The 14,876-nt window shown below is 39.5% G+C and carries 11 protein-coding genes; 1 reads left to right on the forward strand and 10 read right to left on the reverse strand.

The features are described from left to right. Positions 1 to 266 precede the first annotated feature (266 nt). A complete protein-coding gene (locus LC653_RS29315; protein WP_308189160.1) occupies positions 267 to 641 on the forward strand; it encodes a Tn3 family transposase in 375 nt (124 codons plus the stop codon). A gap of 70 nt (positions 642 to 711) precedes the next feature. Here LC653_RS29315 and LC653_RS29320 read toward each other — a convergent pair whose 3' ends face one another. The 10 genes from LC653_RS29320 to LC653_RS29365 all read right to left on the reverse strand — a co-directional run bounded on the left by LC653_RS29320 (position 712) and on the right by LC653_RS29365 (position 14,779). Then, a complete protein-coding gene (locus LC653_RS29320; RefSeq protein WP_229498166.1) occupies positions 712 to 3,099 on the reverse strand; it encodes a DUF6519 domain-containing protein in 2,388 nt (795 codons plus the stop codon). Between the two features lie 10 nt (positions 3,100 to 3,109). Further along, on the reverse strand, positions 3,110 to 5,647 hold the full coding sequence (locus tag LC653_RS29325; RefSeq protein ID WP_229498167.1) for a hypothetical protein: 2,538 nt from the start codon (positions 5,645 to 5,647) through the stop codon (positions 3,110 to 3,112). Further along, complete coding sequence (locus LC653_RS29330) at positions 5,644 to 8,550, reverse strand: putative baseplate assembly protein (RefSeq protein WP_229498168.1); 2,907 nt, start codon at positions 8,548 to 8,550, stop codon at positions 5,644 to 5,646. Before LC653_RS29330 ends, LC653_RS29325 begins: the two co-directional genes overlap by 4 nt. Then, positions 8,547 to 11,066 carry a putative baseplate assembly protein gene (locus LC653_RS29335; RefSeq protein ID WP_229498169.1) on the reverse strand — a complete coding sequence of 840 codons (2,520 nt, stop codon included), beginning with the start codon at positions 11,064 to 11,066 and terminating at the stop codon, positions 8,547 to 8,549. Before LC653_RS29335 ends, LC653_RS29330 begins: the two co-directional genes overlap by 4 nt. After that, on the reverse strand, positions 11,063 to 11,467 hold the full coding sequence (locus LC653_RS29340) for a GPW/gp25 family protein (protein WP_229498170.1): 405 nt from the start codon (positions 11,465 to 11,467) through the stop codon (positions 11,063 to 11,065). Before LC653_RS29340 ends, LC653_RS29335 begins: the two co-directional genes overlap by 4 nt. Then, positions 11,467 to 12,081 carry a phage baseplate assembly protein V gene (locus LC653_RS29345; protein WP_229498171.1) on the reverse strand — a complete coding sequence of 205 codons (615 nt, stop codon included), beginning with the start codon at positions 12,079 to 12,081 and terminating at the stop codon, positions 11,467 to 11,469. The genes LC653_RS29340 and LC653_RS29345 overlap by 1 nt, the downstream gene beginning before the upstream one ends. Further along, positions 12,078 to 13,232 (reverse strand): phage late control D family protein, encoded by a 1,155-nt coding sequence (locus tag LC653_RS29350; protein WP_229498172.1) that lies wholly within the window; start codon positions 13,230 to 13,232, stop codon positions 12,078 to 12,080. The genes LC653_RS29345 and LC653_RS29350 overlap by 4 nt, the downstream gene beginning before the upstream one ends. Before the next feature lie 12 nt (positions 13,233 to 13,244). Then, a complete protein-coding gene (locus LC653_RS29355; RefSeq protein WP_229498173.1) occupies positions 13,245 to 13,529 on the reverse strand; it encodes a LysM domain-containing protein in 285 nt (94 codons plus the stop codon). Positions 13,530 to 13,621: 92 nt separating this feature from the next. Further along, on the reverse strand, positions 13,622 to 14,278 hold the full coding sequence (locus tag LC653_RS29360) for a hypothetical protein (RefSeq protein WP_229498174.1): 657 nt from the start codon (positions 14,276 to 14,278) through the stop codon (positions 13,622 to 13,624). Between the two features lie 69 nt (positions 14,279 to 14,347). Beyond that, positions 14,348 to 14,779 carry a contractile injection system spike tip protein gene (locus LC653_RS29365; RefSeq protein WP_229498175.1) on the reverse strand — a complete coding sequence of 144 codons (432 nt, stop codon included), beginning with the start codon at positions 14,777 to 14,779 and terminating at the stop codon, positions 14,348 to 14,350. Positions 14,780 to 14,876: the final 97 nt, after the last annotated feature.

Below are 14,876 nucleotides of genomic sequence, written 5' to 3' on the forward strand. Positions count from 1 at the left end.
AACTGGAGTAGTAGTTGCAGTCATAGTCAAACCAGATATTCCTCTAGCTCAATTTTCACGCAACTCTTTGACAAAATTCTCTGCAATAACAGCATAACCATATTCTGGTGCGAGATTTGCTCTTACTCTTGGCTGATTTATTAGCTTTACTTATATTACGAGGTCAACTAAGTCATTCAATACTAGTATTTAAAACTACAGTTTTTAGGCAAAAATCCACTTATATAGGTATTCATCACAGAGCGATCGCAAGTTTTTAGGCAAAAATCCACTTATATAGGTATTCATCACAGAGCGATCGCAAAACTTTTCGGTCTACTGACAATGCCTTTCTCGACTGGGTGTTCTTCGGTAAACTTGGAGCGATTACTGAAAATGATCCTATTGAGCAGGAAAAGCGGCTGAAGTATCTTGATTTGGTAGCAAGCGCAGTTATTTGGCAGAATACGGTTGATATGTCGTTGGCTATCCAAACGTTAATGTCACAGGGAGAAATGATTCCCATGCGACACCTTGCTGCTTTGAGTCTATACATAACAAGACATATCAAAAGATACGGTGATTATGTGGTGAATTTACATAATATTTCCCAACCATTGTCAGCTGCTATTAATCTTCCACCAGAAATCTTTGAAACATAGATATATCAACGGTTTCCAGACCATCTTGCAGGTTTTTACACGTATCTCGGCTCAATACCTATCTGGCTTGTCAAGTTTTAATATGAATAATACTTACCCAATCTCCTCCTTCAGAGCCATTCCCGCTAAATCGCTCAGGAACACCGGGCCAGATATTATTACCATCCAATGCTTGAATCTTGCTAACTGTTAATTTATTGTTTTCTATTTTAAGAATGTAAATTTTACCTCCATCGACTAAGCGCCATTTAAAGTTTTCTTTCTCCGTAACCAAAATAATATTTTGGGAAAGTGTAATTCCTTTGTCTTGAAACTGCTGGTGTAATTCATCAGGAATAATACCTTTATTTAAATCTCCTAATAAATTAAAATTTGCATTATCAAATAATGGTTCTTCATTAATAATCCAGTCGCCATGCAGCAAAACAGTAAATTGATAAATATTATTTTGGTTGAAGACAGCTTTTTGCGACCAATCATCAGGTGTAATCAATCTAACAGCTTCAGTATAGCTACTATTTCCATTAGTTAAAGGTTCCACTTCTGTAATCAGATTTACATTAGTATCTAATATCTCATTACCAATTGCCCAACGGATAGATTTTATTTCAGTTTTTTTTACTTGAACTGGTTCAACTTTCATTGGTAATATATAAAAAACTTCACCTTTTAATACATTATCAGTGTGAGCTAATACAGAAACGCTAGTCTTATGTAAACTATCAATTCGTACTGGTTTTTCAAACTGAATTACTAGACCTAACTTAGTAAATAAATTCCTTAAAACCTGAGATTTTAAATTAAATAATTCATCCTCTGGAATATTGAAATTTTCCTGTGCTTCTGTAAGAGTAGCTTCCAAAACTTGATCGTGATGCCAACTAGCATTAATTATGCGATTGAATTCTGTTATTGTTTGTGTAGCATTTTTTTTCTGATTAATAGGTGGTACAGAATTTACCTGAGTATTAGCTGGTAGGGTATTATTATTTTTGTTACTTACAGATGTTATATTGCTATCTTGACTAACAATCTTTCTTCGGCAATCATGAACTGTTACATTATCAGGATTACCTAAAAATACTGCTAGAGGTGCATAATAATGAGCTATACCATGTGGTGATTGAGGTTGAGGCTCTAATTTCCCTTCTTTATTTTTTTGTTGGGGCCATTCTACATTGCCTGTAGCTATCCGCACAGGAATTAACCAATAATCACCGACTTGATAGAAGTTATTCTGAGTATCTGCTTGAAATTGAATCTCAATTCCATCCTCAAGGGGAAACCATTTATTATTCACCTCAGATAAATTTACCTTGATTTCTTTAGAGTCCCAACGGCGTAATAGAGGATGCTTTTCTGGAAGCAATGTTTTGTTTTTAGCATCGCCTGAGAGAATTACTTGATTCTCAATACGATCTACTTGTTCAACCTTTATTAGTTGCCGATCGCTATTTCCAAGTACATAATCATCATCGATAATTTCAACCCAATCACCTGCTGATAAGCTGGAATCTTTGTCCTTGCCTAAGTGTTCTAGCGTGAATGCGATCGCGGAAGAATTACTCTCAGCAGATGTCACAATTGGAAAAACAATTGAGCTATTTTCGCGTGACCAGACAAATGATAGTTGATTGTTGTTATTAACAGTGGGAACTGTAAAAATTTCCGCGCGATAAAGATGGTTTTCTGTACCACGAAATTTGGAATAAAAGGGAATAACGCATGGATCATTCATTGGTGTAGAACTAGGCTTTGTAACTCTGGCAATAATTTTGCCTTCTCCAGGCTTCATTGATTCTCGACCTAGCAGACTGTAAAAATAGTTACAATCCTTGGTAATTTGCTTGGCAACCGTTTCAATATCTTTATCGTCTTTTAACTGTTTGAGCTTGACTTGCCAAACTAACTTAGAGCGAGTTGCTGTATCGGCTCCTCCTAAAGCAACTTCACGAATATTAATTTTGCGATTGTCATAATCTTCAATCGGAGTTATATGTCGTTCCCAAACATCAAGATAAGCTAGATATGTTGCTCCTTTTAGTTGGACTTGACAAGGATCTAGAAGTTCTGGCTGAAAATCTGGTTGCTGAAAATAAGATATAAATTCTTCATTTTCACAAAGTATGCCATCTACATAATAATTGCCTTTGCTAATTAAATAGCTTTGGGATTTGAGCAGTTGTTTTAATTTCTGTTTTTCTTCATCATTAAGGTTATTAATATTATTAATCTGTTCCTCAGTGGCAATAAATTCAAAACCACAATTCTGCTCTGGCCCGCCTTGTAGTCCAAATACATCTTTGGCTAAAGTTTGCAACCGATTTAGTAAAATCGATGTTTGTTCGTTGAAATCTGCATCTAATTGCACTCGACCTTGTTGCATCAGTACTCGAAGGAAGTGCTTGCTTTTGTCGTAGGTATCACGAGTAAAATCACCTCTAAATTCTCCTTGCATAACAACCTCGTTAACTAGCGTAAATAATGCCAATTTCAGTATTAGCGGGTGTATATTCATCTAGACGGATGCGTAGGTTAGCCTCTTTTTGAGGCTGATATAAATTGTGAAAAGCACCCATTTCTGATTCATCATCAGCGCCACGTTTGATTTCCTCAGCACAGGTTGACGCTAACTGACAGTAGGTAGGTGTGCCATAGCGTGTACTGTTGAATTGAGGTTGTACGCGGTCTCTAATGATAAGTTGCTCCGCCTCTATCTGTTCTGGCTGTAGTTCAGTTTCTTGCCTAACTATCTGCTCGACTAAATCCGGTTGACAATTATATCGACGTGGTGTGCGTGAGTTAGGCATCACGTAGCAGAAACGGATACAACCTTGTTGGCGACGAGCAACAAATATTATGCCTTTAAAAATGCTGTTTTCTGCTAAATCAATTGCATGTACTTGAATTTTTCCAAAAACTGTGCAACATGCAATAGTTAACCGCGCATGGGCTATAGAGTAACCCACTGCACCGATCGCTTCACTTTCTATACTGGTAGCATCTATAATACTATCGCTAATATCTATAGGCAAAGGATCAGCCTCTACCTCATCTTGGTTAACTTGAATTGAGCCAACGATACTGTGTGCGATCGCTACGCACCCATTGATATTAAATAACTCCAAACTTGGTTCGCTAGAACGTCGAGGTTCGCAGTCACAATGTAATGACCAGCCCGGTACTAATGTAGAATGACGAATAATAACCGTAGTTGGTTTTTGCACGCCAGAGGTAGGATAATCTGCAAATTGAGTGGGATTACCTTCTATATGTACTCCTCGCCCTGTAATCAATAAACCATCGAGAACAAAACAACTTCCTGACTCTACTGTGACATTTAAAGCATCACCTAAAGAAGTTCTCCAATCTAGAATGCGAATTACCGGACGTTTGCGGTTAGCTGCACGTAATTGCAGACTTTGGTTTTTCTCTAGTTCAATACTAATTCGTTCTACATAAACACCACTATCAATAATTTCAATCACAGCATTATGGGGTTTATCTCGTTGCCACTGTGAGATTGCTTCAGTAATAGTTTGAAAATCCGCTTGGGAGGTTTGGCTAACGGTGTAATGAGCATAATGCTTTCTGATTTGAGATGGAAAAGCTTCTTCTAATAGCAAACGATTGCAGCCTATCAGTTGTTTACCGTAGAGATTTTGCTGAACCAATCTTTGAGCTTCTGCACTCAAGGTGATAGCTGCAAAACGTTGTTCGTTATAGAGGTTTTGACCCATAAGTAGTTGATTTAAATCTTTGAGTAAAGCTGTAATTAAAGCTGGTTCAGCAGGAGGGGTGGTGTAAGCATCCAAAAGCCTTTGGGTATCGCTGGAAAGTTGCGATCGCAAAAACTCCGATAATGCAGAAGCATCTTGTTGCGAGATAAAAGTGGCTGGTTCTTCAATATCACCAACATCAAGTAAAAAATTTGCCGCAGAATCTAACAAAGTTCGGTCATATTCGCCACCACCAATATCAGCACTAAAACTGTAATGATAAGAAACCCAAACACCGTTTTTGGGTAATTGGCGTATAGGAAAAATCATCCGTCCTAATTCTGGATCAACTGCTATGTGGTCTTGCTCTGGTTGATAATTCCAATCGCTAAGATCGGCAATAATAATTTGCTCTGGAGAGATTAGATGCGGTTTTGAATCAACACCTTTCCAGATTTGCAAACTTTTAGTAAATTGTTCTGGATTTGGGTTTGAATCAAAATAATCGCTTTTGCGAGATTGCAAAACTTGTCGTTGAATGGGAAGAGGTAAGTTTAATTCACGCTCAATTTGGGTTGCATCTGCTGTAAGTTGAGGACGAGTATAAAGCGGAGTATCGTTACCTGTAATACTAAAGGTGTAGCAGTTAGAGCTAATTTCTTCCAAACAAAAAGCTGGTGTCAGAGTCATGGAATAAGGTTTTAATCGCCAAACAAAAATACCAACATTCGGAGTGTTGTGCTTTCCAGGTTGATACTGTGAACCAATCTGACGGATATCTACTGTATGAGCTAATTCATCGAATGGGTTATTTAACTTGGTAATTGCATCGACCTGATGCAGATTTACTGTTGTTGAGGTTGATGAATGCAGGTGATTAATATGTTGTGTTTTACCAACTAGCTGATAAAATTCTACAACTCGTGCCGGCCAGCCAGCCACTTTATCAGCCAGCGATTCCAATAAAGCTAGCGTCCCCTTGCGCCGTCGGTAGCGAATAGTATTTGCTACTTCACGACGAGGATTTAGAATTTTATTGCCTATTATATTTGTAGCAGAACTGTGAACGCTTTGATAACCAATTAAATCGCCAATGTATGGTACTACCCAATCCTGGCAAGTTTCAATAAACCAATTTTCATAGAGTTGAGTAATATCTGCTTCAACAACATCAATTTGTTCGGCAATGACACGTAATAAATCTCGTAGGGGATAACCTTGTTCGGCATCACGGATGCGGTAAACGGCTGGCAACAGTTCATAAAGGCGGTCTGGAGAATTGCTCATGATTTCAACTCCTTCAGAATTAGTGTATCTGGCACTTGAGGGTTGAGAATAGCTAATTGAGCCGGAAAAAGTTGGTTTGTTGTGGAATCAAAAACAGCTAAGTTTACAGGAATTTGTTGTTTTGGTTGTACTGGTAATTGTTCATCTCTATGAGTAATGCCTAGTTTTGCCAGTTCTTGAAGTTTTTTATTTAAAATGTCTGGATTTTGGGCTTCAGTTTCGGAAACGCTATCTAAAATATCTACGTCCACGTAGTCTACCCCTGGTATTTGTTGAATCGTGCCAATAACTTCACTGAGGACAACATCTTCTCCTATTTCCTGACGTTCAAAGCTAAATTTATCGAACAAAGCAGCCCGAATTTTTAATGCTACAGATGTCCATTGATAATTTGCTAAAATCCGCACATTGGCACTGATAATTAATAGCATGAGTTCCCGCATATCTACTTTTAATGCCTGATAGGGGTCGCCAAACTGGTATAATGCTTGCACAAAGCTGCGGTATAAATCTGAATTTCTATCAATATAGATATCATCAGCCCCAGCGATCGTAATGTGGATAATTTGACGCGAACCATTTGAAAGACGTTGAGCATTTGCTTTGCCAATTCCGGTAAAGGTACGGGCAAAATTGGCATAGTCCTGTACGGAAACTGCGCGGTTAAGAGATGTTACCCCAACAGACGCATTGCGACGAATTTCATAATCGCTTTCTGGGTCTGCGCCTCCTGTTGCTGCTATTGGGTTGAGTACGCCACTCAAACCTAGAGGTTGCATTGCCAGTTGCGTAATTTTTTCTGCTGCAACATTACCACTTTTGCCAATGCCACTGCGGTAAACTGCTTTGACATTTTCAATACCACTAGGTAATCTAGCTCCATGTTCGCCATTGCCAAAGATAATAGTTGTGTTGCCATCACTATCAGTTTGGGTGATATATGCACGGTCTGTTGGACTTAAATCAATCAAACTTTCTACTTCTTGCCAACGGACATCATTAACATATACTTCCAAACTGCTAGCAACGCCACTAGGAATAGATGCTGGTAGATAGGTGAGGGACGGTAGTGATAGGGTAAATTGTTGATTTGCTTTAGTAGCGTCACCACTGCCCAGTATTTCAGTATGAGTCTCGCCATGAGTCGCTTTAACTACGTTGCCATATATAGTAACAGTCTCTCGCTTGTAAGAATAAGTTAAAGGTCTGGCAAATCTTAGGAATGTATGCGGTTTGTCATTGGGCAAATCCTGATTGATATCTTGTCTCACCCCGGCCAACATGACAACTTCGCTAGCCAACACACCGTTAACATCAGATATATCACTGCGTTCGCCGGAGATAATCAACCAACGTCCAGGTTGTAGACCTTCATAGAGATTGTCTAGTTCAATTTCCATCTGATTGGATATATGATGTTCGCTACTTGGTGCATCTTTCAAGTCAACTGGTTTTTCCACCAAATTCAAATCCCCACTCTTGAGATGCACTGTAGTTTTACGCATCACATCTAAAGATGTATCTTGTTCTTTTAACCAAGGTTTATCTAAAGTAAGTTGTGTAATTCTTCCTACTGTGTCATAGGCAATTTTAGTAAGATTTTCCACTTTTATTACTTGATAAATACCGATTTCATTAACATCTACACGCTCAATTGCTAGCCGAGTGCCAGGTGTAATTCCATCATATTGGGCATCTAATGTTAGGATATTTCGTAATTCCTCTGGTAGCGTGCTAGAGGAATTTGATGTTGCCTCATCTACGTCTGCAATTTGCCATTCTTCGTATTTTTCAATTCGCCCTTGCTGGTCAAAAATTGGTTTTAACTGTACGTCATGTCCGAAAGGTGCAGCTTTGATTCCTAGAACCTCAAGTCGGTTTAACTGATTAGCAAAATTAGCGCGATCGCTGGTTAAAATTTGATATATTGCTGTGTTGGAAGTAGGATTTAAAGTATTATTAATTAAGCGGTAATTAATATCAATATTTTGGGGAGCAAAAATTTGTTCTTTTGTCCGCTCAAGTTCTAGAGCATTTGCAGGTTGTATTGATAGCTGTTTGATTAATTGTTTGATTTTTTGTTCTTTTGTACTTGCTGACCCAACTTCACCAGTTGGTTTTTGTGTTGCTTCTGGTGGTAGTTGTAATGTAATTTTTGTGTAGTTTTGCTCTGGTTGAGGCTCAATAATTTGAACTCTGCGAATGACTTGCTCAGTTTCAGCATCACCAAAGGTCAGTAAAAGGGGGTCGTTAGGTTTGACATTTGCACCCATACCATCTAAATAAAGCTTGTCAATTTGTGTAGCGGCTGTTGAATTAACTTGTTGCTGTTGGGTCATCCGAGGCTTAAGCTGATTCAACTGAGCATAAGCTCGCAGTTTTTCTGATGTTTCAAAAAATTCCGGCGATTCATCAGAATCAGGTATACTTTGGCTGCTTAGTCCAGCAGGAATTTCCAAATTGTAACCATCTTCTACGGTAAAAGCTAAATAAACGCTGGCACTGACACCGGGACTATGTGCATAGTCTGTTAATCGAGCTAATTCTACTAAGGAACCTCGCTCAATGGCAGTGCGTAAGTAACTTTCATTGGCTATGCGTTCCTGATAAAATGTCAGAACGTCTGCTATAGTAGCCCAAGCGTCTAACAGAGCAATAGATAAGTCCTGAGAGTCGCGTGTTTTGAGATTTATTAGCTGGGAAAACTTGCTATCACCCAAACGCGCTTTCATTGTCTCATAAAAGCTAGCATGGGTTCCAACTCGGTAAGCTAGGGTATACAAACCAGGTTGATTAGCGACCGATTTGGGAGTGAGAATTTCTACACCTTCACAACAACCACAGCTGGAGCGATCGCTTAATTTATAATTAGAGTGACAGTTACAGCTACAACTTAATTTCATCTCCCACCTCGCAAATCAAGTGTGAATTTCCCGTTTTCAGGAAAGTTGGGGTTGTTGTCGAGTCTGGCAATTTCCCAAGCACCAATAGGTAAAAAACCTGCTTCAATCTCGCGGTTGGAACCTTCAAAAAGACGTTCTAACTTAGTCACAGAGACACTTTCAACGCCTGGAACAGCAGCAGCTTTAGCTACAAGCTGACTTAGAGCAATTCCTTGGCCAAAAGTCAAGTTATCAAGGTGGAAAAAACCATACCGACCATCAGATAAAATGCGATTACTGAAAATATCCAACAAAGCAGCTTTGACATGACCGCGCAAATAATCAAATTTGACATCAACCTTGATGGCGATATCTAAATAAACGTAGACTGCTCCTTGAACGATGACATCATGACCAATGCGGCGATATTTTTTTAGGTCTGTGGCAATATTTTGGAGTAATTTGTCGTCTGCTGCATCTTTGTCGAAGGGATCTACTGTCACCCAGACTTCATACCGACTGCCTGTCCAACGTAAAGCGGCGGCGGCTCGTTGCACTTTTGTCGGGAAATGTTGCATTACCAATTGTGCGTAGTCATCGGCAGTAATGGCACGTTCTAATTTTTTGTCAGATAGGTGCGGTGCATATAATTTCACTTGAGCTATAGGTTCTGGTGCTGTTCCACCTTGAGCGGGGAACGGCTGGTGTGGCTGCAATGTCGAACCATTAATTAGTTCATTGTGAAAAACAATATAAGAAATTACTTCGGCACTAATATTGCCTGCAAGTCCATTACCTACTCGATAGTTTGCCTGGAAGTGAGTATTGGCTGCTGGTTTAATTCCTAATTCACCGTCTCCAAAGCGCAAGTGTGCTTGTCCATCGTTGTCCATTTCCACAACAAAATGTTGGTCTTCGCTGTTGCTGTCTATAAGGTCGTATCGGGGAGTCCAGATAGAGTTATTTCCAGTACTCGTAAGCTGGATTTGGGGTAATGCTTGATGGGGATCTTGAATTAGCAAACTTTTAGCATTTTGAGTCAGATTATTTTTGGGCAGAGGTTGGCTGAAAGTTAAAGGTGTTTTTTGCAAGGTAGGACGGAAGCGATCGCCTACTACTAAAATTTCTATAGGTTCGCCTTCTTCTTGGCACTCCTGGATTATCTCTTTTCCCGGTACAGTTCCCAAATCTTCCGGTTCAATAATAGTGCGTCCATGATCGACTAGAATCACATTGCCTCTGGCAACACTAATATCAGCGAGCTGACAGTCTGGTGGTACTATTGCTGAAATACAAAGGGGAAAAGGTAATGCATCTTCTGTTACCCACTCGATTTCTACAATTGGCTGATTGTAAAGTTCGTCTACACTTGCCTTGACATTTGTCAGGCGGACTGCATGGCGATGCTTCATGTCTGCATCTTCTGGGATGCCTGTTTTCGGATTTCTAATTTCTTCAAAAATTAGGATGTCACCAATTTTCAGGTGCAATTTTCGCTGAGAGGAATTAGCCTCCTCTGGTTGTGTGGGTATAAATTCATCCACTAATGTAGCGGTTGTGGAACCAGGAGGAAGACAACAAGAGCGATCGCCCCAAGTATAGAATAATATCTGGTTGTGAGCTTTGTAGAGATGAATCGGTAATGGTGTTAGCGATTCAAAGACTTCATAACTGTTAGGAGGAACATGATTTAGGTGAAGACTATCTTCCAAAATAGTGCCAAGAGAAGGCGCACTTTTATAACTAGTAATAAAGTGGAAATTTTTTGTTTCCAGGGGAGTATCAATACTTGTCTCTAGCCACAACCAAGTACGTGCATTACAGCCCTCATGCATGGGATAATCGATTAGACGGGCATGACGGCGAACAGAAATCCGTTGGCGGGCAGTTTCTAAATAAGCTTCGGTGGCTACAGCGTCCTGATAATAACTCAGATAATCGCCAACATAAGCGAGAACTTCCACTAGAGTAATACCTAAATCCGGGACATGACGTTCTTCCCAATCCGGCATCACTAGTGACAAACGGTCTAAAATCAACTGGCGAAAACTAGCATAATCTTTAGCTAAATAGTTAATATTTGGTTCGACTAGTTGTGGTGGCAAAGATGTTTGCTGTTGCAAGCAATCCATGTCAGTGTTACAGATACCATCCCGGAATTTGAATTGTACTTGAGAGTAGCGCAAGTCAAAATTGGTATATGGTTGGTTTGTGGGTTTGCCCTCTTCATCTAATGACACCAAGCGCAAAGTATACGTAGAGAAATCGCCTGGTTGGTCAAGATTAACTGCTAAGTAACTCTCACAATTTTGGGAATTTTCTACTTGTAAATCAGTCACATGAAGATTGCGGATGCGCTGGCCGCCTTCAATCAGGAGATTTTCTTTTTTCAAATCTTCTGGTACTGAACCTAAAAAGTAAACGTATAGCGATCGCAAATCATCGCTAACTTCTACATAATCTAGCCCGTTTTTTCTTTGCCTGCGGATTTCTTGGCGGCGCTGTTCGTTTTGGAAAGTAAGGGTATGGCTGTTCATGGTACGGTTGTCCTAAAAGTAGCTGTTTGTGCCTCACCAGAACTTTGCACCACATACTCCACCACTATGTAAAGGTCGGCATCAACGCTTGTTACTTCCAAAGTTTGCAGATCGATTAAATCGCCCAACCATTGCTCAATAGATGCTTGAATAGTAATTTCCATAGCTGTTGCTAGTTCCGCACTATTGGGTGCAAAAATTAAAGACAACACACCACTACCGAAATCTGGGCGGTTGACTCGTTCGCCGGGAGTAGTAAACAGTAGTTGCTCAATTAAGTCGCGGATGTGGCTATCTTCATCGCTGGTGCTGGCGGTGCGATGGTATCTGTCAAAGTTGAAGGGAAAATCGATGTTGATGACATTCCTCTGCCTGGGCAGATTTAGGAGATATTCTGGCATCAAATCACCTCCAAATCAAAGTTGTTAATCGATACTTTATTAAGCTTCAGTTCTACAGTCGCACTTTTTCCATTATTGATTTCAATCTCTGAGTCATTCAGTTTCACAAACGCACCCTTTGCATTTCCACACTTGATTTCAATTCCCGAACTATTCATCACTAGATTCATAGTTTGTCTACCGATTTTGGCTTCAATGGTGATGCTTGGCTTACGTGAACTATCGTTAATTTCAATCTTGCCAATATCGGTTTTAAGTATCTTGATATCTGGGTTATAAGGCTTGGCTGGTACTATATTTGAAGCCTTTTCATCTGCCCAAAAGCAGCCACTCCAAATAGGGTAATCTGGATCTCCGTTTTCAAATTCAATCCAAACTAAAGCATCTTTGGGTGGAATGAGGAATAACCCAACTCCTTTACCTGCATAAGGAACGCAAGGTAATGCCCAACCGCTAGGATCTTTGCCAAAAATTTCTTCCACTTTTGCCTGGATGCGTCCAAGCTGCCACGGGTCATTATTATCAAAAACTACGCCTCGGAATTTGCCGTAAAAATAACGTTTTTCTTTTTGTGGCTCGACACTTCCACAAGGATCGAGTTTTGGTAGGTTCATACTTTTAACCTCGGAATTATTGCACCTTGTCCCTCACGTTTCAACGTGAAACTTTGTTTATATTCACCACGCTTGATGCGATGCGTTACTTGTTTGACATAGTAATAACCGCCGTAAGTGTTTCCCACACCTCGTACTCCCACTAATTGACGCACTCGCAAGATATGACCATAGCGAACAGTATCTACTTCTCCAGTAGCAGTAACAGCATTTTCCAGCGAACGACTAGCAAATGATTCGGTTTCGTTTTGGGCTTGGATTTTTTCGAGTTTGTTGGTGCAGCGTAGGATTTGTTTCCGTAAGAATTTAGCAGTCTTCTTGACTAAACGTTTTCCCGGTGATTTTGGAACCTTAATCGAAATTGATTTCCCAGTTTTTTCATTGCTAATTGATGCTTGAGGTTCAATAGCTGCTAGAGCATTAAAGTTGAAACTTATAGACGAATCTACATTGGTAAATGCCCCCATATTCATTGACAATGCTGGTTGAATAGGAGTAATTTTCTTTTTTTCCTCACCCCAATAAGCAATATTTTTTCCAGGGATTTTACCAGGTCTAATTTCAAAAATATAACTATTACGTAGAGCCAGTTCTTGAATAAACTGTAAGTCTGTACCTTGCTGAGTGGGAATCATTTCTTCTTTTTTTGGTACATAATTAGACTTATGTACATCAAATGTCAGCCCATATTTGATTTGATAAGACCTTAATATTTGTTTGACAATTTTAGTATCAGATAAGTTTGGGTAAGTTTCATTTTTATCTTTAAGATCGAGCATTACACTAATATCTTCACCAGTAACTATTAGCTTTGATTCTCCTGGTTGATTGCTGGGTGCAATTTGATGATCGGTAATAATGCCATCAATTAATACAGGGGTTTGAAGTCTGCGCTTGACACCAACTTTTACATTAACTATGACCTGAATGATTATCCGATTGGGAGGATCTAAAATGCCTTTTCGGAGTAACCAATAATCTGAAAATTTTTTTAATTCTTTACTCAGGCTAAAGGTCATTTGAAAGCCACTGCGATCGCGGTCTTGCTGAGTCACTTCTAAATCTATCAGCGCGTCTATTACTTCATAAGGTGCAGGTTTCGGTATGTTCTTACCAATCATGAGTCTTACAAGAATATCTGAGTTAAGCATAAGTTAACTTTTCTAGATGAGAGAAATACGTAGTTGCCGACCAATTTGGGCAGTCAATTCATCAGGGTGCATAGCGTTGTTAATATCGCATAAATGCCAGAAAAGTTCCGGGTCATTAAGATAATTTGCAGTGATATTATCTAGGCGATCGCCCTCGCTAACTTGATGTTCTTCAAAAATTTCCAATCTTTGTGATGATGGTAAAAATCTGCGCCGGAGGTAAACGATAGTTTGATTTGATGTTGTTTGCCACTTGGCAGTTTCTATATCGTAGTAACGACTGCTTTCAGTAAACATTGACTCTTTCTTATCTGATAAAAAAACTATTTGACTAAGAGATGAGTGAGTAAGTTGCAGTTTAAACAATTAACGTTCGTCAATAGCCAAATTCATAATAAAGGAGCAACTTTCTTGATAACACTTGCAGCCATGTTCAGCTTACCCAAAATCTCTTTTTGCTTGTGATAAACTTGGAATAATTTGCTACCTTTATGGTTATATCTCAAATCATTTGTACTTAAGACTTGCATACCTAAACTGACTTTAGCACGAATTGGATTTAGTCTGGGATCGAATGCTTCTTCGGTAATACTGAACTCAGAGAGGCGAACTGGCATTACACGATTTAAGCTCCATATAAATACACTGAGATCGGCCTCAATTGGTAGAATTTCTAAAACACCTGTGCGGGCGAGTCGATTGTTTGTTTTGATTTGCCTGCTTTTAGGATAGATGAGGTTTTCTAAGGCTGCTAATTGGGGGTATATGCCAAACATCACTGTATCAGGATTTTTTTTGGGAAACTCCAGTTGGTCTGTAGCATCAATTTCTGCCTCTAGTTGAATTGTCTCTTGCGGTGGTGCAACCAGACGCAAGGCTTCTAGACGATCGCTTCCTTCAGAACCCGCACCTCGTACCTGTAAAGTGCGTCTGAGTGTTTCAGGATTGTATTGCAGTATAATCAATCCTTTGGGCAACAAGGTAACAGCATTAAGGATAGCGATCGTTCCTTTTAATGTCTTTGGCGCACCGGGAAATTTGGACATAAATTTATTCCTGAATCATTTATGATAATTTTTTTGCGTTCTTACCCAATCCCTAATCCCCAGTCTCCTTTACCTACCTTTTACTTTCATATTTGTAGTAGTAAAATATCCCGTGCCAAAATATTGCAGAATGAGGTCTGGTTTAGGTGGTATTGTTGGTGTCTGAGCTGGCTTCGTAACTTGGAATTTCGCTATGAAGGTAGTACCTTTGAGCAATACTGCTGTTCGTTTAGATTGAACTTTTATGGCTTTTTGATTGATAGCTAAAGATTCAATAAAAAGTGTTCCTATACCGGGGGTGATATTTGGCGCACTCGTGTAAGGACAACGAGGGACAATAACTCGTTTCTCGTCGCCAACAAGGCAAATCTGCTTGTTATTAATTTTTGGTATACCAGTACCAGTTAAGACCACACCAGCAGCAGGGACTATAACTGTTGCTTTGCCAAAGATGGGGTTGAACATGGCGCGATCGCCAGAAGTGAGAATAGAGTTTAACATCAGCTTTTTGGTGAGAGATAAAAGATTAATTAGATTAGTTCAAGTTTGCTATGGGAGCGATCGCACGCTCTTACCCTCAATCAATGCTATGATTATC

The sequence above is a fragment of the Nostoc mirabile CHAB5784 genome, from assembly GCF_020829645.1.
Taxonomy (GTDB): Bacteria; Cyanobacteriota; Cyanobacteriia; order Cyanobacteriales; family Nostocaceae; genus Nostoc; species Nostoc mirabile.

Bases quoted from the DNA above. Each gene is read 5' to 3' on its own strand.
- LC653_RS29325 (WP_229498167.1), bottom strand. From the start codon at position 5,647: ATGAGCAATTCTCCAGACCGCCTTTATGAACTGTTGCCAGCCGTTTAC.
- LC653_RS29330 (WP_229498168.1), bottom strand. From the start codon at position 8,550: ATGAAATTAAGTTGTAGCTGTAACTGTCACTCTAATTATAAATTAAGC.
- LC653_RS29320 (WP_229498166.1), bottom strand. From the start codon at position 3,099: ATGCAAGGAGAATTTAGAGGTGATTTTACTCGTGATACCTACGACAAA.
- LC653_RS29340 (WP_229498170.1), bottom strand. From the start codon at position 11,467: ATGCCAGAATATCTCCTAAATCTGCCCAGGCAGAGGAATGTCATCAAC.
- LC653_RS29350 (WP_229498172.1), bottom strand. From the start codon at position 13,232: ATGCTTAACTCAGATATTCTTGTAAGACTCATGATTGGTAAGAACATA.
- LC653_RS29360 (WP_229498174.1), bottom strand. From the start codon at position 14,278: ATGTCCAAATTTCCCGGTGCGCCAAAGACATTAAAAGGAACGATCGCT.
- LC653_RS29355 (WP_229498173.1), bottom strand. From the start codon at position 13,529: ATGTTTACTGAAAGCAGTCGTTACTACGATATAGAAACTGCCAAGTGG.
- LC653_RS29335 (WP_229498169.1), bottom strand. From the start codon at position 11,066: ATGAACAGCCATACCCTTACTTTCCAAAACGAACAGCGCCGCCAAGAA.
- LC653_RS29365 (WP_229498175.1), bottom strand. From the start codon at position 14,779: ATGTTAAACTCTATTCTCACTTCTGGCGATCGCGCCATGTTCAACCCC.
- LC653_RS29345 (WP_229498171.1), bottom strand. From the start codon at position 12,081: ATGAACCTACCAAAACTCGATCCTTGTGGAAGTGTCGAGCCACAAAAA.